Origin of the sequence: Gloeocapsa sp. PCC 7428, from assembly GCF_000317555.1 — a bacterium.
Classification (GTDB): domain Bacteria; phylum Cyanobacteriota; class Cyanobacteriia; order Cyanobacteriales; family Chroococcidiopsidaceae; genus Chroogloeocystis.
Genome location: NC_019745.1, coordinates 1,332,786 through 1,352,828 on the forward strand (window position 1 = coordinate 1,332,786; position 20,043 = coordinate 1,352,828).

Consider the following 20,043-nt stretch of genomic DNA (forward strand, 5'->3'; position numbering starts at 1 on the left):
ACCTATTCCACTTCTTTGATGCTAGTTTTGCGCTCTAGAACTTCTTTAAGAACCAAAGTGACCAATGCTAAACAAGCAAGTAGTACTGATGCAGCAAATGCCGCTTGAGATTCATACTGCTTATAAGCTTCTTCAACATACAGCGGCAGTGTTTGTGTTTTACGGATAATATTGCCTGAAATGACAGCCACAGCACCGAATTCACCCATAACTCTAGCGTTTGTTAGAATCACACCGTAGAGTAGTCCCCAACGAATATTAGGCAGTGTGACACGCCAGAATATCTGCCAATCTTTTGCACCTAAGGTTTTAGCAGCTTCTTCTTGATCTGTACCAGCTTCTTCTAGAACAGGAATAACTTCTCTGGCTACGAAGGGCATCGTAATAAAAGCACTGGCAATAATCATCGCGGGTAGGGCAAAAATAATTCTGATATTCAGCGCTTCTAGCGTTGGTCCTAACCAACCACTTCTGCCGTAGAGTAATACGAGCATTAAACCTGCGACGACAGGAGAGACAGCAAACGGTAAATCTATAATACTAATGACTAAAGCACGACCAGGGAATTTGTGCCGTGTGATTGCCCAAGCCGCACATAAACCAAAAACAGTGTTGATTGGTACAACAATCAAAGCAATCAGTACTGTCAGTCTAATCGCATTGATAAATGCTGGATCGGAAAAATTGTGAAAGAAAGGTCCTACTCCACTTCGGAAAGCTTGGACAAAAACGTTAAGTGCAGGCAAAAATAGGACTAAGCCAAGGTAAATAACTGCAATGCCAATTAATGCAATTCTTACCCAGGGGGCTTCTCGTGTTTGAGAACCTGCTTTGTTTTGGGCAACTATATCACCACTTAAGGCATTAGACCTCATAGCGTCTCCTCCAAGCTTGTAACAAATTGATCCCCACGAGAATGAGGAGCGAAATTAGCAATAAAACAGTGCCAATAACAGTTGCACCTGCATAGTCGTACTGTTCTAAACGCTGGAAAATTAGTACAGATGCGATTAAATCTTTAAATGCAATATTAGAAGCAATAATCACAATCGAGCCGTATTCTCCTACGGCACGAGAAAAGCCTAAGGCGACACCTGTTAATAAGGCTGGTAACAATGGCGGTAGAACAACACGCCAAAAGGTTTGAATTCGAGAAGCACCTAAACTCCATGCAGCTTCTTCGACATCGATATCCAATTCTTGTAAAACAGGCTGTAGCGATCGCACGACAAACGGTAAGGAGATAAACAGCATTGCTACACCGACGCCTAATCGTGTAAACGCGACTCTAATGCCTAAAGGCGCAAGTAAAGAACCAATCCAACCCGTTTCACTATAAACTGATACTAAGGTTAATCCAGCAACTGCCGTTGGTAAAGCAAAAGGTAAATCAATCGCGGCATCAATAAACCGCTTTAGGGGAAAATCGTATCGGACTAAAACCCAAGCAATTAAAGTCCCAAACACGGCATTCACAGAAGCCGCGATAATTGCCGTAACAAACGTGACATCATACGCTGAAAGCGCTACAGGACTTGTTGCAATTTGCCAAAATTCTGCTGGTGATACCGTCGCTGCTCTTAAAAATAACGCGGCAACTGGAAAAAGCAACATAAATGTCATGTAAGTGATCGTAATCCGCCAGGGCCATGACAAGTGAAACTGTGGGTTATTGCGTACAGGAACTGGGCGCGTCGAAGATACAGCCATAAATTGAATGAATGTAGGTGGAGTTGATGTATACGCGTCTAATATTGTGGTGTCTGCTGCTATGGAAGAAAGCGATCGCCCTTAGTAGAACTATCTCGCTCTAGCTATACTTGCTTGAATCTTGTCAAACTCAGCACCATCTTCAAAAAATTGCTGCTGTACAGTATTCCAGCCTCCGAGATCTTGTACTGTAAACAGCGTTTCAATCTTGGGATACTTGTTAGCAAATTCTTGTTCTACTGTAGGGTCAACTGGTCTAAATCCTACTTTGGCAAACTCGCGTTGTGCTGTAGGAGTAAATAGAAACTGTACAAAAGCTTCTGCTACTTCGCGATTGCCGTGTCGGTCAACGTTTCTATCGACTACAGCAATCGGATTATCAATCGAGATATTGACTTTTGGAACTACATATGGTAGTTTTTCACCACGTTGCGCTGCTAATATGACTTCGTTTTCGTAATTAATCAAAGCATCGCCTTCTTCTTGATTGAAAAAGACATCACTCGCTTCGCGTGCGTCTCGCGGTAGCACAGGAGCGTTCTGATAAACTTCGCGAGTGAAGTTTAACGCTTGCTCGTCACTTCCTCCGGTTTCTTTAATTGCGCCCCACAACGCTAAAAAGTTCCACCGCGCCCCGCCAGAAGTTTTCGGGTTAGCTGTGACGACTCTAACGTTGTTTTTTGTTAAATCTGACCAAGTTTGAATAGCTTGAGGATTGCCTTCACGAGTTACTATAGCGGCTACAGATTTATGCACGATCGCGTTGTTCGGTGCTTCGTTTTCCCATCCTGGTTGAATTAAGCCCGCTTTTTCAACTTTTTTCATGTCTAGGGCTAATGCTAACGCGACAACATCGGCGTCTAAACCATCTACTACCGCACGAGTTTGCGCGCCGGAACCACCGTAACTTTCGTTGAACATTACATTTTGGTTATGTTGCTGTTTCCACATCGCCGTAAACTGCGGGATGATTTCTTTGTACGCGGCTTTTGTCACAGCGTAGGAAACAAGTGTTATTTCTACATCGCGATTTTGCGCACTCGAAGGCGCGCACGATGCGATCGCAACGCTCAAACCAACTCCTACGAGAAAGAGAGACACAAACTTCTTCCAGGATGCTCTTAACCCTAGAATATTTCGCCACAGCCCCATGCAACCCTCTCCTTTAAACTCCGGTTATTCGGTCGGGATACCGGATTTAATTCCCTGGAAGTTGATTATACACAGCAAATAGGAGAAAAGCAACGAAACTCAGCGATCGCACTTGCTGAGTTTTTGTAAGTAAAGTTCGGTTTAGCTTTAAGCTTTTTGGTAAGGAAGAACGACAGTTTTGTTAAGGCTTCTCAGTAAGAAACTGCCTCTGGGCGATCGCTCAAGTAATCAATCAGTATGTCCGTATCAAGCAACAATCGTGCAGTCATGAAAAAATTAAGTTTTATGCATAGCCGATGTTGAATTATCATCCACGTACTCTAGACCTCCTGCATGAATCGCAGACGCTCTACAACTGAAGTCGGGGCTATTCAGGCAAAGTGTACCTTCGTACACTAAAATAAGACTTTTAAAAAGATTAAGGTATGCCTTACCTATACCTGCGGGAAGCCCTTCCGCGTTTATAGTGTGTGAATTCATTCGCCCAGTATTCTATGGTTCTGGTTCGCCCTGAATTTTGCGGCGAAAAGCTTCTTCCATAATTTTGATCCCTGCTTCGTCTAAAGGGGCCGGATACTTTTTGGCATTAGGATTTCGCCGATTTACAAATAACTCGTAAATCGCTTCATCATCATTGCGATGCTCCTTGACATAATCTCGTAACTCTGCTAAAAGCATAGCTTTAAAATCAGGTTTCATTAAAAAAACTCCCAATTACCGTCACGCCTTACAATTACCTGGATATTGTCTGCTGTGAGAATGAACACTTCTCCTGTTCTTTCATCAAATCGGAACAAAACGATATCCCGCAACAAACTGGAAAGCATCTGACATACACGCAAACAAGCAAAAGCTTGATCTACAGTCGGTTGAATGTGATTTACCTCCTACTATGTTAAAATTCTGCACTTAATGGCGATCGCGGGAAAGGAATCACATCGCGGATATTACTCATACCCGTCATAAATTGCACCAAGCGTTCAAACCCTAAACCAAAGCCGGCGTGAGGTACAGTACCGTAACGACGTAAATCTAAATACCACCACAAATCAGCAGGGTTCATTCCTTGAGCTTGAATTCTCCGCTCTAATACGTCTAAGCGTTCTTCTCGCTGCGAACCGCCGACAATTTCGCCAATTTTGGGCGCAAGGATATCCATCGCTGCAACGGTTTTTTCATCGTCGTTGAGTCGCATATAAAATGCTTTAATCTCGACAGGGTAGTCAGAAACAATGACTGGCTTTTTAAATAACTGTTCGGCTAAATAACGCTCGTGTTCGGATTGTAAATCTAAACCCCACTTGACAGGATACTCAAACTGTGCGTCAGCTTTTTCTAGAAGTGCGATCGCTTCAGTGTAAGTAATGCGCTCAAATTCGTTGTGAATAATATTTTCAGCTGTGGCAATCACCGAGTTATCAATCCGCTGATTGAAGAACTCCATATCTTCAGGGCAAGTTTCCAAAACATACTTAAAAATCTGCTTGAGAAACGCTTCGGCTAAATCCATATTTCCCTGAAGATCGCAAAACGCCATTTCCGGTTCAATCATCCAAAATTCGGCTAAATGGCGCGATGTGTTAGAATTTTCGGCGCGAAAAGTGGGACCAAATGTGTAAACATTACTAAATGCCATTGCCATAACTTCGGCTTCGAGTTGCCCACTGACAGTGAGATACGCCTTTCCACCGAAGAAATCTTGGCTAAAATCAACTTCCTGGGTTTCTGTACGCGGGATATCTTTGAGATCAAAGCCTGTAACGGTAAATAATTCTCCCGCGCCTTCGCAATCGTTGCGCGTGATAATTGGCGTATGTACCCATAAAAAGCGGCGTTCTTGAAAAAATTGATGCACAGCAGTTGCACAAGCATTGCGCACGCGAAAAACGGCTCCTAGCGAATTGGTGCGCGATCGCAAATGTCCAATTGTGCGTAAAAATTCAAACGAATGACGTTTCTTTTGCAGCGGGTATGTTTCGGGATCAGCTTCCCCGTAGACTTTCACGCTTTGTGCTTGCACTTCAATTCGCTGTCCTTTACCTTGCGACGCGACGAGTTTTCCGGTAACTTCAACGGAAGATCCCGTATTAGCTTGCTTTAAAAGCGACTCATATTCTGGAAGTTCAGCATTGAGGACAACTTGCAGATTCGCGAGTGATGAACCATCGTTCACTTCAATAAAAGCAAATCCTTTCAAATCGCGTTTTGTCCGCACCCAACCTTGAATCGTCACAGACTCATCTGGTTGACCTTGGCGCAAAATATCAATAATTCGTCGTTTCATGATCGCAAGTAGGGAGGAGTGGAAAGCTTCACTTATTGTGCAGTAAAAGCAGGAAAGGAGGGGGAGAATTAGTGACTAGTGATTGGTGACTAATTGCTAGCCTCTCTTGACACTAGTCACTAGGCACTAGCTTGTACAGGACTTTAACATCCAACCGATCAGCATTCCTAAGCCACCGAAGCGCACAGCTTGCCAAAATGGTTCTTTGAGACTTCCCCAAGAAAACAATTGACTTTCCAAATTTACTTCGATTTCGTCAAGTTCGGCTTGAATGCGTTTCAATTCAGCTTGAAACTCTGCGTTTTTCGTTTTAACAAGTTCTTTTTGGCGCTGATGAAGGTTTGCTTGACGTTGTAAGTCAATTTGCACTTGAGTATATCTTTGCTTTAACGCTACGAGCGATCGCTCAACCTCTGCAAGCGATCGCTCAATTTCACTGAATAATGGTTCTTGGGACGACTGCGCCATCTCGGATTTGGAATGAAGGTTCGTGTATCTTGTATAGCAAACCTAAAACTAATTGGTATGCATCCATGCATTATAAGTAAGAATAAATAAAAATACCTTCTAATGAGTATGTTGCAAGCTGACCAAGATAAGAAAACTTCTGATATCCAAAACTTGAGTACTTTAGAACTAGCGCAAGCTTTGATGGAAAAACTCGCCATATCGCCCCAAGACTGGCATCGCTTAAAGTCTAACCGCAAAGTGCGTGCTAGCGAGCAAGCTGCGGCGGCAATTGTATTTTTACTGAAGGATCAACCTGAAGAAGCTTTACAACGACTCAACCAAGCATCCGGCTGGCTAGATCGCTCAATTTCTGCGCCACCTTGTCCCACACATGGACACACAAGTAAAGGGTAAGCACACAGCTATATATGGATTTAATGTAATAATGGTAGGCGGAAACGATTATTAAAATGCTTACCAAGTCTTAACTCTGTTCCATTGGCGTTCCAATGAACGCGATCAAAAATTTCGTGTAGAATACATAACCCCCGACCATTTTCTGATTCTTCTGGAGGTAAGTATTCGTGAGGATTTCCGTTGCATTCGCACGGAGGAGTAAAACCTCCACCTTCGTCTGAAATTAACCACCAGTAGTGGTCGTCTTCGATCTTAAACTTAACGATGACTAGCTTACTGGGATCAAGATTGTTGCCGTGCTTTGCTGCATTCACTAAGGCTTCTTGTAGCCCTAAGCGTAGTTCTGCTTGCCATTTACAGGGGACTTCTGCCAAAAGTAAGTCCAAAATCGGACACAGATAAAGAGTTGAGGCAAAGCTAATTGTACCCCAAGGACGTCCTACTGGACGAGGTGAAATAGTAATCACAGATCAAAAACCTCGTAGCTTTTAGCTAGTAAATATCAGCCTTTGTTTGGCAGATTTTAGTTACTTAAATCCAATTCGCTTTGAGCAAAAAATAATTTGTTCTAAAGAAATTGGAACATTTCACTGAAACACAGTTTGTGATCTGATCGTGTAGTCTATTGTGATAAATATGATTGTGCAGTCATTTGGTTGTATCAAGCTTTCAGCCTTCAAAAGCATAGATTCCTCGTCAGTTTTCTGCCAATCTATAAGTACATAAGCCAAACTAAAGTTGACTCGCTTGCGAATATACCTGTAACCGGTTTTTCTAGCTAAAAAATGCAAGTTTAATTTTATTCTAACATTTATAGGCGTAGAGACAATACTTGAAGTATTGGTATGTGCGATCGCAAGTTGCGATCGTGTTCAACAAAATATAATCGTTCTCAATTGTGAATTATGGTAACGCTGCAACTCAGTCAAATTGATATCTCACCAGGACAACGTATAGTATTGCGAAATGTAAGCTGGCAGCAATTTGAGAATATTGTAGAAGAGTTAGGCGAACACCGTGGCTCGCGAGTTGCCTACAGCCAAGGTACGTTAGAGATTATGTCACCGCTGCCAGAACATGAAGTTACTAAGGAACTTGTTGGGGATCTTGTAAAAATCTTACTCGAAGAATTAGAAATAGATTGTGAGTCTTTTGGTTCAACGACTTTCAAGCGACAGGATATGGAACGTGGAGTTGAGCCGGATGAATCGTTTTACATCGCCAATTACGCACAAATGATTGGTCGTAGTAGAATTGACCTCACTGTAGATCCTCCACCAGATTTAGTCATTGAGATTGACATCACTTCTAAAACTCAGCTAGAAGCTTACAAAGCATTAAAAGTTCCAGAACTTTGGCGGTTTGAGAATCGCCAGTTACGAATTGATGTGCTGCAAAATGACCAATACATAGAGTCTTCTATCAGTCCAACGTTTCCTGAACTGCCAATTATGGCATTGATTACAGAATTTGTTGAGCAAGCACGTTTGATGGGGAGAAGTCGTGCTTTAAAAGCATTTAGACAAAGGATTCAACAATGGCGCCGCAGTTCGTGTTGATGAGAATGAATGTGACTAGTTGCTAGTGACTCATGAGGTTAGCTTTCAATATGCTTCTCAGACGCTTTTGATTCAAAGATAGAATTCGGCTAATGTCCAAAGTCAATATAACTCACTACTAACCACTCACAAGAAAGGCTGCACACTCTACGTGCGATGTCTGTGGGAAGAAATCTGCGGGTTGGACGCGGACTAGATGATATATTCCTGTTTGACATAGTAATTTGAGATCGCGGGCGAGCGTCGCGGCTTTACAACTAACATAGACAATCTGTGATGGTTGAACTTGCAATAACGTTTCAATAACTGTGCGATCGCATCCTTTACGTGGCGGATCGAGTAAAACAACATCGGGGACAATTTCTAGCTGTGGTAGCAATTTTTCAACCCTGCCCGCTTGAAAAGTCACATTATTGATATGATTTAAATCTGCGTTGCGTTGTGCTTGCTGTACTGAGGTTGGTTGTAATTCTAAACCGATGACTTGCCTGGCTTGCTGTGCTAGAGGTAAAGTTAAAGTCCCAATTCCACAATACGCATCGAGTAATACTTCGTGTCCTTGTAAATTCAGTTGCTGCGCAATTTGCTGTAATAATGCTTCTGCGACTTCGGTATTGACTTGAAAGAATGTCTCAGGGCGGATTTGAAATTGCAGTCCGGCAAATTCTTCAATAAGATAGTCTTTGCCTGCAATACAGCGAGTTTCTTGCCCAAAAATTGCATTAGTGCGATCGCTGTTGCGATTTACGGCGACGCCAACTAACTGTGGATAGCGCTGTAACCATTTCTGGGCTTGAGTTGTCATTTCTGGTATCCAATCTTTGACGACAAGCGTCAAAAGCATTTCACCAGTACGACGCCCAATGCGTAGCGCTAAGTGACGAATTTGCCCTTGATGGCGCTTTTCATCGTAAATTTGCCAGTTTTGGTGTTGAATATCTTGCTTAACTTCGCGTAGTAGCGGGTTTAACCGCGAGTCTTGGATTGGACATTGATTAAGATTAATTAATTGATGGCTATTTTTTTGAAAGTAACCTGCTTGAACTTGTCCGGTTGCGGAAATTCCTAAAGGATATGTCGCTTTGTTACGATAGCTTAACGGTGACGGTGCGGCGAGAACCGAATCAACTGGGGGATGCTCAAAGCCACCGATGCGTTGTAAAGCTTGTACAACTAAATTGCGCTTAGCTTCTAGTTGATATTTATAACTGATATGTTGCCACTGACAACCGCCACACTTATCAGCAACGATACAACTCGGACGAATGCGGTGAGGAGAGGATTCGAGTAACTCGTAAAGCTTAGCCCGCGCGAATTCGGGTTTAGTATAAGTAAGGCGTACTAAGGCGCGATCGCCTGGTGTGGTATCGGGAACAAAAACAACGCGATCGCCAAATTTTCCCACACCGTCACCAGTATCACTCAAGTCATGAATGACAACTTCAACTAAATTACCCTGTCGCCACAAATTTTTTGACTGATTTTGAGCATCGATATTAGATAATTCTGTTATAGACACAGTATTCTCTCTCTTTCTTTAAGTGCCACTGACTCGTTAAACTACAAGTGATATTCTTTTGATCTTTGAGATACCCTTAATCATGAGCATAGTCAGCAACGTTATTCTTAAAGCCGACGACGAACTGCGTTATCCTAGCAGCGGCGAACTAAAAAACATCAAAGATTTTTTGCAAACCGGCGAACAACGGATGCGTATTGCAAGTACGCTAGCAGAAAACGAAAAGAAAATTGTACAGCAAGCCAGTAAACAACTTTGGCAGAAACGCCCCGATTTTATTGCGCCTGGTGGAAATGCTTATGGCGAACGCCAACGGGCTTTGTGTCTGCGTGACTATGGTTGGTACTTGCGCTTGATTACATACGGTGTGCTTTCTGGCGATAAAGAGCCGATTGAAAAAATTGGCTTAATTGGTGTCCGAGAAATGTATAATTCGCTCGGTGTACCTGTCCCAGGAATGGTTGAATCGATTCGTTGTCTTAAGGAAGCATCTTTGGGCTTATTAAGTTCAGAAGACGCTGCCGAAGCTGCGCCCTACTTTGATTATATTATTCAAGCTATGTCTTAGTGCTAATGTCAATTCGACGGAAAAAGCAGCTACAGAAACAAAATCTGTCTTCACCGGTTTCTTTAGCACGAGATTCCGTTAACGACAAATCATTTGTTTGCGGTTAAAACCGCAGTTACAGAAACAAAACCTGTCTTCACCGGTTTCTTTAGCACTAAATTTCATTAGTCCACGAAGGTGGACTTTGCTTATCAAGCCGCGACTTTAGTCACCAGGCTTCACAAACGCCCCACGATCTACGACTGTTGCTAGCATTTTTGTTAGAGCGATCGCAGGTGGTGGGGACTGTTTTAATTCACTCAACGTAATCAAATAATACTGTCGTCATATAGCGTTCTGCCCATTCTTTGCCAAAAGCTTTTTCTAGAACGCGGCGGGTTTTATCGTTTTGCTGTTGTTGCGTACAGTAGTGGCGTTGACCTGCTAAGATCTGTGCTTGTTGTGCTGCTGATACAGGTTGCGCGGCGATCGCCTGTGTCACGTGAATTTCTAAGTAATTTTGGACTTGCTGAAGAAATTTTGCTTCTTCGACTTCACCATTTGGGCGAATAAAGAGACAGAATTTTGAGAAAATGTGTCCCCATTCGGGAAGTTCTCTTGGTTGAGAAAATTCAACTGCGGGAAGCGCGGCTAATGCTTGAGAATAGGTATCAGGTAAGTTACCATCCGCAACAGGAGATAAATCGGCGATCGCTGCACTAATTTGCCCTCTACCGCCGACTAAATCGCAACCAAACATCGGTAAATTGTATTCAGGGCGAGGAAACATGACGCAATGCAGAATATCCAGCGTTGTTCCTACTTTGGCAAGTTCGAGGTGCATTTTGCGAAACTGCGGCGTTTGGTAGCAGCGATTTTCAATCGTGAGTTTTTCGCCTTCTAATCTTCCTTCGACATACCCAAATTCCTGCGGTAATTGGTAAGGCGATAGTTCTAAGCGCCGCCACGTTGACTCGATGGTATCAGCTAATTGACGAATTAAGGGATGCTGTTGCGATCGTAGCGAGTAGGTCGTGGATGTCATAAAACAACACTTGTGTTTACTTGTTGTTTTAACTAGATTACCGCTAGCAGGAGTGCGGCTTGCCTAAAAGTAAATTTATGAAACAACTTCCTGCTGAAAGCTACGCTATTTCTGTAGCTTATGCTACAGAAAATATGTAAAATATTTGTATTCAGCCGCCTGGCGATTGAAGTCGCGGCTTGACGTACAAAGTCCACCGGCGTGGACGAATGCGGTTTCAACCGCCAAGCGTTATTTTTGCTAACGAAGGAAACAGTAATGAAGCTTGATGTCCGCAAAATCCGCAACGAACAATCGCAATGGAGTATCAAACCTTTTCTAAATCAAGTAAAACCAGAATTTACAGCAAATAGCTGGGTACAGTTGCGCGAACTTCTGTGTCAATTATCAAGTGATGAATGGGTTGCGTGGGTTCCGCAATGTGGAGAAACCATACTTCACGCGCATCAGTTTTATGCATTGTATTAGTGCCAAAAATCTACAATGTCATAGCCCAAATCACTCAGCATCTGACGTAGTAGCGGTAAACTCAAACCGATGACGTTAGTGTGACAGCCTTCTAGCTTTTCTACGAATAAACCGCCTTTACCTTCTAACGCAAAGCCACCTGCACATTTAAGCGGTTCTCCTGTCGCGACGTAAGCTTCAATTTGGCGATCGCTTGCAGAAGCAAAGTAAACTCGTGTCACTTGGCAGCGTACTAGTGTATGGTGTTGATGCAAGTGCAAGTCAATTAAAGCATGACCTGTGTAGAGTTCGCCAACATTACCCCGCATTTTCTGCCAACGGGCGATCGCTTCTTCTGTATTAGTCGGCTTACCATGAATTTCACCGTTGATGAGTAAAACCGAATCGCACCCCATAATCAATCCAGAATCAAATTCAGGTGCAACAGTTTCTGCTTTACTACGGGCTAAAGTTTTAACTAATAACCGAGGATCGCGTTCTTGAATTTGAGATTCGTCGAAGTTACTAGGGGAAACTATAGGATCAATTCCGACGCTTTGTAGCAAACGACGTCGCGCGGGGGAAGCAGACGCAAGAATAAATTGCATAGCTGAGGTCGGGGATTTCTAAAGTAACTTTACAAGGAAGTTAATGCATAATGACGCTTTGTTGATTTGCACAAGGTACATTTGGCGCAGGTTGGAAATTAGGGGTATATTCTTCTGGCGCTGCTGATTCTCAGTCCTTAAGTGCTTGTTGTGGTTGACTAATAAACTGTAAAAGATTTAACGACTGCATCTAACGTTGGTTTGACTTTTGTCCAACGTCGTTCGGGGGTAGAGGCGTTGAACGTGAATAATTTACCACGACTGACGGCGACACTGGCAATGTTGTGGCGTTGTTGTTGATTGGGAAGCTTGACTGTGTATTCTAGAAGGTAGTACGTTTTTGCGTCTGTTGCTAATTCTTCAGCGTTAACTAACTCAGCTTCTCGCCCAGATTCGGGAGGTGCGATCGCGCTTTTTCCTAGTTTATAGCCTACCTCGCTGGGGCTTCCCAAATCAGCTAAAGTTTTACCTTGAGGAACATCACTAATGACGACAGACACGTTTTCGGTTGTTTCGATTAAATCGTGAAGTACGACATCAGGGCCATTCGAGACATTGACTGGAACCCACCCATTAGGATACAAAAACTCATATCCATCGGTGCTATCGACATAACTTTTTAAGCCAGAAACGGCTGATGAACAGCTTGTCAGACTGACGCTGAAAGTGATTAATAAAATTACCAAAATTCGTCTCAACATTTCTCCCTTTGAGGTTGTTACACCTATTCTCTATAAGATTTTCTGTGACAAAGAATTGCTCTAGCGCGGATTGAGCGAACAAATCTCGGTAACAAATATACTCCAGGCAATTTTCATTATCTCACCTTGGGATACTCGCCTTGATACGTGTTGCTTGTCATGCTGGGGATCAAATCGACAAGGAATATACGTATGCTGACAACAGCAGAATTACGTTGGTTTTATCCTGGTAAACTACCACAACACGTTTGTCAATGGTTTGAGCAAGATCAGCTTGGATATTTAGCACCAGCGGAAAAACGCGAAGATATTTATTTATACGTTCCCGAAAGTGATTTTGTGGGTATTAAACTACGACAGGGAAGATTAGAAATTAAATGGCGTAAAGCCGAATTAGGTGATTTACAATTTGGCAAAACTACAGGTAAAGCAGAAAAGTGGGCAAAGTGGTTGTGTGAAGATGCAAATAATGAAAGCTTTCAGCCACAAGAGGTTATAGGTAAAAAAGCTTGGGTGAGTATTAACAAGGTGCGTACTCAGCGAAAATATCAACTTTCTGCAAGACAGGAAGTTATCGCAATTGAGATCAATGATTCAAGCAGCGATCGCACTTGTAATGTAGAAATAACTGAGTTAGAAGTTAATCGCAATCCTTGGTGGAGTTTAGCTTTTGAAGCTTCTATTGATGATGAATCGCCACTTGAGAATCTTAAATGTGTCGCCGAGTGGATTTTTAAAACGTATCCTGGAGAACTAGAAAGCGAAAATTCTTATGCTTATCCTACTTGGTTGGATATTGTACTTAAGTGAAGCGATCGCTTGTCACCCTCACCCTAAATTTCTCTTCCAAGTTTGAGTGTTTGAAAAGCCCCATAAGTCCCCCATTTCTGGGGGACTTTGCTAGGTAGAGTCTGTTTATAAAATATCTACTCTTATTTCTCGACGAATGTTATATCAAGTAAATCGGCTTGGAAGACAATTTTGTTATTACGTTGTTTAATTAAGTCACTTAGCTTGAGTTCCATATTATTACCTACAACAACGCGATCGTTTTCGTTGCGCGAACCAGAAGAAATAGAAATCAGCCAATCTTTTAAATTACCCTCGAAGCCTTTATCGACAGCTTTTAGGTAATCAATACTGCGACGGAATAATTTAGGTAAGATAAGTTGTCCATTAGGTGCAGTAATCGAAGTTTTATCTTCTAATTCAAATTGATTTGTTACATCTTCCGCCCAGATACTTAGTTTATCTGTCTTCGCTTTTGTAGCTGCTTTACGGAGTAACTCACGATGTATCAAGGGTGTAGAGGTATAGACAGTATAATAGGCGTTACCTTCAAGAAGCATTTGATAATTGATTGTTTTTTTAAGTTGTTTTTCCTCAACTCGAATCCAATCCGCATCGTCTAGTTGTTTCGCATCTTCTTCTAAGAAAATATAGGAGACTGGGCGACCGTTTGCATCCGCAGCTTTTGATAGAATTGCCCCAGGGATGCTATCTGGGTTAGCAGACTCAACGCGGTTTCCTGCAAAAACAATATTTTTGAAACCCATCCAATCTAGAAGGCGATCGCGAGTTTTGTCTCCCAAAATCTGCGCATCTTTACCATAATGCACTTCAGGCGCGTCAATACCTTCAAATCGTAGTTGTACGCTGCGATCGCGTGAAGGTTCAATGCGATAACTGCGATGCAGTTCTTCATACAAATCTGGATGATCAGCGATAAATCTGACTGAATCGCCATCAGGTTCTTTACCTTTGATGACAAACTTACCTTTAATGACACGATAAAATGGTGCTGACATAACAATGTGTCCCAAACACAACTACTTCTTTCATCAACACGTTGTTACTATTTTCCGTATATTTGTAATTTAATTTTATGATTATTAACTTAATGATTATCGCAGTTTAATTGCAATTACTTGAAGGAGTTTAGACAGAAAGAGGCTTCCTAAACAAACAATAACTACATCGATGAAAAATACATGAAAATAAATTTGTATTGGATGTTCCCAAATCGAGCTAATAGAAGTTTGCCAAGGAAAAAATGGTGGATGATATGCTTGACTTTGAACAATAAACGAAAACGGTAAACCAAACTTAACGCCTGCTAATTCTGCCTGACTCAAAACTGTTGTAGGTAGATAAACAGATACAAATACCAGTATAATACTTAAAATAATGGCAACACTCGTGACAGGTTGCCTCATAAAAGAGTTTTCCTAGCTAATCGCTACTTTGACTTAAATGTAACTTATGCGCTGCTCTTAAAATTTGTCCAGCCAAAACCGCCGCGCCAAAGCCATTATCGATATTTACAACACCAACTCCCGCAGCACAAGAATTGAGCATTGTCAAGAGGGGCGCTAATCCACCAAAACTTGCACCATAACCGATGCTAGTGGGAACCGCAATTACAGGACAATCGGCTAAACCTGCAACGACACTAGGTAACGCGCCTTCCATTCCGGCGACGACGATTAAGACATCTGCTGACTCAACAACATGGCGATTATTCAGCAAGCGGTGAATTCCCGCAACACCAACATCCCACAACCGATGAACGCGAAAGCCGGAAAGTTCCGCAGTCACAGCAGCTTCTTCTGCGACGGGTAAATCAGCAGTACCAGCGGAAAGAATACTGATGACACCAGGACATTGCGGTTCAATCGCCGTCGTAATCGCACAGATTCGCGCCATCGCGTAGTAATACAAATCTGGCACTTTTTCTTGAAGTTGTGCGTAAACTTCAGGTTCAATCCGCGTCGCCATGACAACCGAACCGCGATCGCGCATTGCGTGCATAATTTGAGCGATCTGATCGGGTGTTTTTCCTGGTCCCCAGATGACTTCAGGAAAACCTGTGCGTAAACGGCGATGATGGTCAATTCGGGCAAAATCGCCAACAGGTTCGTAGTTTAAATGTTTTAGCTTATCAAAAGCTTCTACTGGATTCACTTCACCAGCAGCAACAGATTCTAAGAGCGATCGCAAAACTTCGGGTTGTGTCACCGTTTTCTCTTCTTTAACCACTAGCTACTAACCACTCACTATTCTGTCACTTTTAGTTCATACTTGTTCCACAACGTACCACTAAGCGAACCGAGGGCGGAGTATTTTACGCCTTGAATGCGATCGCGAATTGCTGCAATTGAAAGTGGATTAACTAAATAAATAAAAGGTAAATATTCCTGCGCGATACGCTGTGTTTCTGCATAGATTTCTTCACGCCTAGCTTCATCAAATTCCTGCGACCCTTGAATATAAAGTCGCCCGATTTCTGCTTCCCAATCGGCGATTTCCCAACCTACTAGCGGTTCTTGTCCTGCTAAAGGTTTTTGATTAAAAGTATGCAATCCACCATCTGGTAGCCATATATTTGCACCATCATGAGGTTCTACGGTTCCAGAAACAAAGCCTAAAAGATGACATTCCCAGTCGAGGGAATTAGAAAGGCGATCGACAAGTGTATTAAAGTTAATTGGGTTGAAATCTACTTGAATACCAATTCTACTTAAATCTTGGCGAATTTGCGCTCCCATTGCTACGCGTGTTCGATTCTCTGCATTGGTAATCAGTGAAAAGCGGACGCGGTTACCATCAGCATCGAGTAGTTGACCTTTAGGATTGTATTTAAATCCAGCTTTTAATAATAAGTTCCTCGCTTGATCTTGATCGTATTCATAAGTTTTTAAGCCTTCTTCAGGAGAGAGGTAATAAGGACTTTGCGGGAAAATCGGTGAATTTTGAATCGTTCCAACGCCACGAAAGGTATTATTCAGCATTGTCTGACGATCAATTGCATAGGCGATCGCTTGGCGAAATTCTAGTGTATTAAACCAACGCGATTTAATTGGATCAACCACAGTTCCATTTTGTCTGCGACCTTTGTTGAGATTAAAAGAAATGAAAGTTTGCGTAAATCTTGGTCCTCCGTTGTAGACAGTAAATCTTCCGCGCTTTTCCTCGCGTTTCAGTAACGAAAAATTTTCTGGTGAAACTTCAACGCTGTCTAGTCCTCTTGAACGAAATTGTAATATCGCTGTATCAGTTGATTCAATAATTTGCCAAACAACACGTTCAATATAAGGTAATTGATTTCCTTGGCTATCTTTGCGCCAATAGTAAGGATTACGTTGGAAAATTACACGTTGACCTGGAGTATAACTTGCAATTTTATATGGACCATTAACAATAATTTGACTAGGATCTGTATTCGTTCCCCACATTGATAAAAATTGGGGTTTTCCTTCACTATCTTTAGTAGTGAGAGATTTATATAATGCGTGCTTTGGTAAAATTCCTACCTGATTAGTAGCACCTCCTGTTGTTGCACTTAAAAAAGGCGCAAAAGGTTCTGGTAGGAGAAATTCAACGCGGCGATCGTCGATTTTATTGACTTGAGGAAAAGTCCCGCTTTTACCAACTTTAAAAGAATCTTTCCAGTCGGTAGGAATTGCTGGATTAGCAATAATATCTCGATAAGTAAAGACAACGTCATCAGCAGTTAAAGGTTTACCGTCAGACCATTTCAAATTTTCTCGCAGTGTAAAAACTATACGCTTTTGATCATTAGAGATTTCCCAAGATTCGGCTAAAGCTGGTTCAATTTCAGTTGTCATCGCATTGAGTGAAGTGAGTCCCTCTGCGGTGAATAAAAACACATGAGGAAACTCTTGATTAAACGCGTAGTTGAATGTTTTTGGGTCAGATAATGTACTAACAACCCATTGCGATCGCGCTGTTTCCGCTTGCAAAATTTGTGGCTGACAACCAGTAAGTATAAATTGAAATACTATAAAAAAAACTACATTTAATAATAATGAAAGCCGACGAAAAGTTAAGCGAGAAAAAATGTTAGCAGTTAACATGAGCTAAAAATGAATTCTTGGAGATGCTGTTGATATTAGCTGAGTTGCAGCAGTATCTTACTAAGAATGTGAAAATTAAGGTAATCAAACCTTCAACCAGATACCACAGGTTTTGCAATGGTACTCAATCAATCGCCAAAGAAACAGCAACCTGATGCACAAAATGAGTATAAATCCATTCCTCCCTTAGAAAGTGGCGATCGCCTGTCGCGTCACGAATTTGAACGCCGCTATACCGCCATTCCAGATATTAAGAAAGCAGAACTGATCGAAGGAGTCGTTTACGTGGCGTCACCGTTGCGTTTCACCAATCATGCTGAACCTCATAGTCATCTTATAGGCTGGATGTGGACATACCGCACCGCTACACCAGGAGTAAGATTAGGTGATAACGCAACAGTCCGCCTGGATTTAGACAACGAACCGCAGCCTGATGGAGTGTTATTTATCGATTCTACTGCGGGAGGACAAGCGCAGTTGAGTGACGATGACTACATCGAAGGCGCACCCGAATTAATTGTAGAAATTGCTGCAAGTAGTGCAGCGTATGACCTTCATGATAAGAAAAATGCTTATCGTCGTAATGGAGTACCAGAATATATCGTCTGGCAAATCTACGAAAATAAACTTGAGTGGTTTGAGTTATCTGAAGGTGAATATCGACAACTCGAACCGGATAGCGAAGGTATCGTGCGATCGCGCGTTTTCCCTGGATTGTGGTTAGCCGTCGCCGCACTTCTTGAAGGAAAAATGACGCAAGTGTTAGCCGTGTTACAGCAAGGATTGAATTCTCCTGAACACGCTGAGTTTGTGCAACATTTGGCGAAGTTTAGCAGTTAAAACCGCAGCTATACAGACTATTACAAAGATAGATTGTTACACAAGTCCACCTTCGTGGACTTAGTCTTTTAGCCGCGAATTTATTCGCCAGGCGATCGCCCAAATTCGCATTAATCTACCATTCTAAGTTCGTAGATATTCCAGAAAGCACCACCCAATGCAGAATATTGCACGCCTTGAATGCGATCGCGTACCGCTGTCATTGATAAAGGATTCACGAGATAAATAAACGGTAAATATTCTTGAGTTAATTGCTGAGTTTCTGCATAAAGTGCTTTGCGTCGTGACTCGTCTAACTCCCGCGCCGCATCTACATAAAGATCGGAAATTTGCTGTTCCCAATCAGCGACTTCTCGCCCTTCAAGGGGTGGTTGTCCTGGAAGTGGTTTTTGATTGAAACTATGCAAACCGCCGTCAACTGACCAAATGTTAGCGCCACTGTTAGGTTCAACGCCACCCGTAAAGCCTAATAAATGACAATCCCAATCAAGCGTATTTGAAAGGCGATCTACTAAAACGCTAAAAGCAATCGGATTAAAGTCAACCTGAATACCAATTTGGCTAAGGTCTTGTTTAATTTGTGCGCCCATTGCTTCTCGAATGCGATTACCTGCGTTTGTAATTAATGAGAAGCGGACGCGATTACCATCAGCATCAAGCAACTGACCGGCACTATTGTACTGAAATCCGGCTTGACGAAGTAATTCTCTAGCGCGATCGGGATCGTATTCATAAACTTTTAGTCCTTCCTCTGGTGACAGGTAATAAGGACTTTGTACAGAAATTGGTGAATTTTGCAATTCGCCCAAACCGCGAAAGATGTTATTAATCATCCGTGGGCGATCAATTGCGTAGGCGATCGCCCGTCTGAAATCTGGAGAATTAAACCACCGCGACTTGACTGGATCGACTAATGGACGACCGTTTCTGCGACCTTTATTAAGGTTGAATGAGATAAAATTCGTTCTAGGTGCGGGACCATCTTCGTATATTGTAAATCTGCCGCGATCTTCTTCGCGTTTGAGCAGTGAAAAGTATTCAGGTGTAACGGCGACAGAATCTAAACCTTGCGAACGAAATTGAATCAAAGATGTATCAGTTGATTCTACAATTTGCCAAATGAGCCGTTCAACATACGGTTGTGGATTTCCTTGAGAATCGCGCCGCCAGTAGTAGGGGTTACGTCGATATACGACACGCTGACTCGTTACATACTCCTCAAGTTGATAAGGACCATTCACAATAATTTGCTGCGGCGGTGTATCAACTCCCCACGTTGTTAAAAATCGAGGATTTCCCTGCGAATCTTTTGTTTCGACTGCTTCGCGTAAAGCATGAGCAGGTAAGATAGGTAAACCTGTGTTTCGTAAAAAAGGCGCAAACGGTTCTGGAATTGTAAATTCGACTCGACGTGCATCAAGTTGACGAACATTTGGTAATTGTCTACTCTCACCAATACGTAAGATATCTCTAGTATCGGTGGGAATTGCTTCATTAAGATAAATGCTATTATAGGTAAACTCTACATCATCGGCGGTGAGCGGTTCGCCGTCAGACCACCTTAGTCCTTCGCGGAGTGTAAAGGTAATTCTCAGGTTATCCTCGGAGATTTCCCACGATTCGGCTAACGCTGGTTCAACTGCACCTGTCAGTGGATTTTCTGTAATTAAACCATCGTACGTTAAACCAAAGATGTTTGGTGATTCTTGATTCAGCGCGTAGTTAAAAGTTTTCGGATCGCTAAGAACACTAACAACAATTTGCGGAACTTGTGCGGCGACTGTTTCAAAATTAGCAGGATTACAACCCCCAAGCGCGATCGCCAAAACAAAACTCAACCCAACGGCAATCCACCGACGTAAAATACCTTTGACTATAGCGTTCATC

At 42.4% G+C, this 20,043-nt stretch carries 22 protein-coding genes; 6 read left to right on the plus strand and 16 right to left on the minus strand.

All coding sequences use genetic code 11. The features are described from left to right. Positions 1–2: 2 nt before the first annotated feature. The 6 genes from cysW to GLO7428_RS05960 all read right to left on the minus strand — a co-directional run bounded on the left by cysW (position 3) and on the right by GLO7428_RS05960 (position 5,614). On the minus strand, positions 3–875 hold the full coding sequence (gene cysW, locus GLO7428_RS05935; protein WP_015187660.1) for a sulfate ABC transporter permease subunit CysW: 873 nt from the start codon (positions 873–875) through the stop codon (positions 3–5). Then, positions 865–1,710 carry a sulfate ABC transporter permease subunit CysT gene (gene cysT / locus GLO7428_RS05940; protein WP_015187661.1) on the minus strand — a complete coding sequence of 282 codons (846 nt, stop codon included), beginning with the start codon at positions 1,708–1,710 and terminating at the stop codon, positions 865–867. Before cysT ends, cysW begins: the two co-directional genes overlap by 11 nt. Positions 1,711–1,800: 90 nt before the next feature. Continuing rightward, a complete protein-coding gene (locus tag GLO7428_RS05945; protein WP_015187662.1) occupies positions 1,801–2,862 on the minus strand; it encodes a sulfate ABC transporter substrate-binding protein in 1,062 nt (353 codons plus the stop codon). Between the two features lie 492 nt (positions 2,863–3,354). After that, a complete protein-coding gene (locus GLO7428_RS05950) occupies positions 3,355–3,561 on the minus strand; it encodes a hypothetical protein (protein WP_015187663.1) in 207 nt (68 codons plus the stop codon). Between the two features lie 196 nt (positions 3,562–3,757). Continuing rightward, positions 3,758–5,146: an asparagine--tRNA ligase gene (gene asnS, locus GLO7428_RS05955; RefSeq protein WP_015187664.1), complete on the minus strand. Its 1,389-nt coding sequence runs from the start codon at positions 5,144–5,146 to the stop codon at positions 3,758–3,760. 126 nt (positions 5,147–5,272) lie between these two features. After that, positions 5,273–5,614: a hypothetical protein gene (locus GLO7428_RS05960; RefSeq protein WP_015187665.1), complete on the minus strand. Its 342-nt coding sequence runs from the start codon at positions 5,612–5,614 to the stop codon at positions 5,273–5,275. A 102-nt stretch (positions 5,615–5,716) separates the two neighbouring features. On the opposite strand from GLO7428_RS05960, the gene GLO7428_RS05965 reads away from it, so the two are divergent. Next, a complete protein-coding gene (locus GLO7428_RS05965; RefSeq protein WP_015187666.1) occupies positions 5,717–6,010 on the plus strand; it encodes a DUF6439 family protein in 294 nt (97 codons plus the stop codon). A gap of 20 nt (positions 6,011–6,030) precedes the next feature. Here the strand turns inward: GLO7428_RS05965 and GLO7428_RS05970 are convergent, their stop codons facing one another. Further along, on the minus strand, positions 6,031–6,480 hold the full coding sequence (locus GLO7428_RS05970; RefSeq protein WP_015187667.1) for an anti-sigma regulatory factor: 450 nt from the start codon (positions 6,478–6,480) through the stop codon (positions 6,031–6,033). A gap of 438 nt (positions 6,481–6,918) precedes the next feature. Between GLO7428_RS05970 and GLO7428_RS05975 the strand changes: the two genes are divergently transcribed. Then, positions 6,919–7,572 (plus strand): Uma2 family endonuclease, encoded by a 654-nt coding sequence (locus GLO7428_RS05975; protein ID WP_015187668.1) that lies wholly within the window; start codon positions 6,919–6,921, stop codon positions 7,570–7,572. A 118-nt stretch (positions 7,573–7,690) separates the two neighbouring features. Here GLO7428_RS05975 and rlmD read toward each other — a convergent pair whose 3' ends face one another. After that, positions 7,691–9,091 carry a 23S rRNA (uracil(1939)-C(5))-methyltransferase RlmD gene (gene rlmD / locus GLO7428_RS05980; RefSeq protein ID WP_015187669.1) on the minus strand — a complete coding sequence of 467 codons (1,401 nt, stop codon included), beginning with the start codon at positions 9,089–9,091 and terminating at the stop codon, positions 7,691–7,693. A gap of 82 nt (positions 9,092–9,173) precedes the next feature. Between rlmD and GLO7428_RS05985 the strand changes: the two genes are divergently transcribed. Then, positions 9,174–9,659 carry an allophycocyanin subunit alpha-B gene (locus GLO7428_RS05985; RefSeq protein ID WP_015187670.1) on the plus strand — a complete coding sequence of 162 codons (486 nt, stop codon included), beginning with the start codon at positions 9,174–9,176 and terminating at the stop codon, positions 9,657–9,659. A 295-nt stretch (positions 9,660–9,954) separates the two neighbouring features. Here the strand turns inward: GLO7428_RS05985 and GLO7428_RS05990 are convergent, their stop codons facing one another. Beyond that, complete coding sequence (locus GLO7428_RS05990) at positions 9,955–10,683, minus strand: phycocyanobilin:ferredoxin oxidoreductase (RefSeq protein WP_015187671.1); 729 nt, start codon at positions 10,681–10,683, stop codon at positions 9,955–9,957. A 258-nt stretch (positions 10,684–10,941) separates the two neighbouring features. Here GLO7428_RS05990 and GLO7428_RS05995 point away from each other — a divergent pair, with 258 nt between their 5' ends. After that, positions 10,942–11,151 carry a hypothetical protein gene (locus tag GLO7428_RS05995; RefSeq protein ID WP_015187672.1) on the plus strand — a complete coding sequence of 70 codons (210 nt, stop codon included), beginning with the start codon at positions 10,942–10,944 and terminating at the stop codon, positions 11,149–11,151. Here GLO7428_RS05995 and GLO7428_RS06000 read toward each other — a convergent pair. After that, complete coding sequence (locus GLO7428_RS06000; RefSeq protein WP_015187673.1) at positions 11,148–11,738, minus strand: nucleoside triphosphate pyrophosphatase; 591 nt, start codon at positions 11,736–11,738, stop codon at positions 11,148–11,150. The two genes, GLO7428_RS05995 and GLO7428_RS06000, sit on opposite strands and share 4 nt — an antisense overlap. A 158-nt stretch (positions 11,739–11,896) precedes the next feature. Further along, positions 11,897–12,439 (minus strand): photosystem II reaction center PsbP, encoded by a 543-nt coding sequence (gene psbP / locus GLO7428_RS06005; protein ID WP_015187674.1) that lies wholly within the window; start codon positions 12,437–12,439, stop codon positions 11,897–11,899. A gap of 192 nt (positions 12,440–12,631) precedes the next feature. Here psbP and GLO7428_RS06010 point away from each other — a divergent pair, with 192 nt between their 5' ends. Further along, positions 12,632–13,249, plus strand: a complete 618-nt coding sequence (locus tag GLO7428_RS06010) for a hypothetical protein (protein ID WP_015187675.1) — start codon at positions 12,632–12,634, stop codon at positions 13,247–13,249. A gap of 122 nt (positions 13,250–13,371) precedes the next feature. Here GLO7428_RS06010 and GLO7428_RS06015 read toward each other — a convergent pair whose 3' ends face one another. The 4 genes from GLO7428_RS06015 to GLO7428_RS06030 form a co-directional block, all read right to left on the minus strand. Next, positions 13,372–14,247, minus strand: coding sequence for a thermonuclease family protein (locus GLO7428_RS06015; protein WP_015187676.1), 876 nt, complete (start codon positions 14,245–14,247; stop codon positions 13,372–13,374). A 96-nt stretch (positions 14,248–14,343) separates the two neighbouring features. Next, on the minus strand, positions 14,344–14,655 hold the full coding sequence (locus GLO7428_RS06020; protein WP_015187677.1) for a hypothetical protein: 312 nt from the start codon (positions 14,653–14,655) through the stop codon (positions 14,344–14,346). Between the two features lie 16 nt (positions 14,656–14,671). Next, positions 14,672–15,457, minus strand: a complete 786-nt coding sequence (larB, locus tag GLO7428_RS06025) for a nickel pincer cofactor biosynthesis protein LarB (protein ID WP_041918937.1) — start codon at positions 15,455–15,457, stop codon at positions 14,672–14,674. A 38-nt stretch (positions 15,458–15,495) separates the two neighbouring features. Beyond that, complete coding sequence (locus tag GLO7428_RS06030; RefSeq protein WP_015187679.1) at positions 15,496–17,316, minus strand: ABC transporter substrate-binding protein; 1,821 nt, start codon at positions 17,314–17,316, stop codon at positions 15,496–15,498. 117 nt (positions 17,317–17,433) lie between these two features. Between GLO7428_RS06030 and GLO7428_RS06035 the strand changes: the two genes are divergently transcribed. Then, positions 17,434–18,156, plus strand: a complete 723-nt coding sequence (locus tag GLO7428_RS06035) for a Uma2 family endonuclease (protein ID WP_015187680.1) — start codon at positions 17,434–17,436, stop codon at positions 18,154–18,156. A gap of 110 nt (positions 18,157–18,266) precedes the next feature. On the opposite strand, the gene GLO7428_RS06040 is transcribed toward GLO7428_RS06035, so the two are convergent. Beyond that, complete coding sequence (locus GLO7428_RS06040; protein WP_015187681.1) at positions 18,267–20,042, minus strand: ABC transporter substrate-binding protein; 1,776 nt, start codon at positions 20,040–20,042, stop codon at positions 18,267–18,269. Position 20,043: the final 1 nt, after the last annotated feature.

Bases quoted from the DNA above. Each gene is read 5' to 3' on its own strand.
- cysW (WP_015187660.1), bottom strand. From the start codon at position 875: ATGAGGTCTAATGCCTTAAGTGGTGATATAGTTGCCCAAAACAAAGCA.
- cysT (WP_015187661.1), bottom strand. From the start codon at position 1,710: ATGGCTGTATCTTCGACGCGCCCAGTTCCTGTACGCAATAACCCACAG.
- GLO7428_RS05945 (WP_015187662.1), bottom strand. From the start codon at position 2,862: ATGGGGCTGTGGCGAAATATTCTAGGGTTAAGAGCATCCTGGAAGAAG.
- GLO7428_RS05950 (WP_015187663.1), bottom strand. From the start codon at position 3,561: ATGAAACCTGATTTTAAAGCTATGCTTTTAGCAGAGTTACGAGATTAT.
- asnS (WP_015187664.1), bottom strand. From the start codon at position 5,146: ATGAAACGACGAATTATTGATATTTTGCGCCAAGGTCAACCAGATGAG.
- GLO7428_RS05960 (WP_015187665.1), bottom strand. From the start codon at position 5,614: ATGGCGCAGTCGTCCCAAGAACCATTATTCAGTGAAATTGAGCGATCG.
- GLO7428_RS05965 (WP_015187666.1), top strand. From the start codon at position 5,717: ATGAGTATGTTGCAAGCTGACCAAGATAAGAAAACTTCTGATATCCAA.
- GLO7428_RS05975 (WP_015187668.1), top strand. From the start codon at position 6,919: ATGGTAACGCTGCAACTCAGTCAAATTGATATCTCACCAGGACAACGT.
- GLO7428_RS05985 (WP_015187670.1), top strand. From the start codon at position 9,174: ATGAGCATAGTCAGCAACGTTATTCTTAAAGCCGACGACGAACTGCGT.
- GLO7428_RS05990 (WP_015187671.1), bottom strand. From the start codon at position 10,683: ATGACATCCACGACCTACTCGCTACGATCGCAACAGCATCCCTTAATT.
- GLO7428_RS05995 (WP_015187672.1), top strand. From the start codon at position 10,942: ATGAAGCTTGATGTCCGCAAAATCCGCAACGAACAATCGCAATGGAGT.
- GLO7428_RS06000 (WP_015187673.1), bottom strand. From the start codon at position 11,738: ATGCAATTTATTCTTGCGTCTGCTTCCCCCGCGCGACGTCGTTTGCTA.
- psbP (WP_015187674.1), bottom strand. From the start codon at position 12,439: ATGTTGAGACGAATTTTGGTAATTTTATTAATCACTTTCAGCGTCAGT.
- GLO7428_RS06010 (WP_015187675.1), top strand. From the start codon at position 12,632: ATGCTGACAACAGCAGAATTACGTTGGTTTTATCCTGGTAAACTACCA.
- GLO7428_RS06015 (WP_015187676.1), bottom strand. From the start codon at position 14,247: ATGTCAGCACCATTTTATCGTGTCATTAAAGGTAAGTTTGTCATCAAA.
- GLO7428_RS06020 (WP_015187677.1), bottom strand. From the start codon at position 14,655: ATGAGGCAACCTGTCACGAGTGTTGCCATTATTTTAAGTATTATACTG.
- GLO7428_RS06030 (WP_015187679.1), bottom strand. From the start codon at position 17,316: ATGTTAACTGCTAACATTTTTTCTCGCTTAACTTTTCGTCGGCTTTCA.
- GLO7428_RS06035 (WP_015187680.1), top strand. From the start codon at position 17,434: ATGGTACTCAATCAATCGCCAAAGAAACAGCAACCTGATGCACAAAAT.
- GLO7428_RS06040 (WP_015187681.1), bottom strand. From the start codon at position 20,042: ATGAACGCTATAGTCAAAGGTATTTTACGTCGGTGGATTGCCGTTGGG.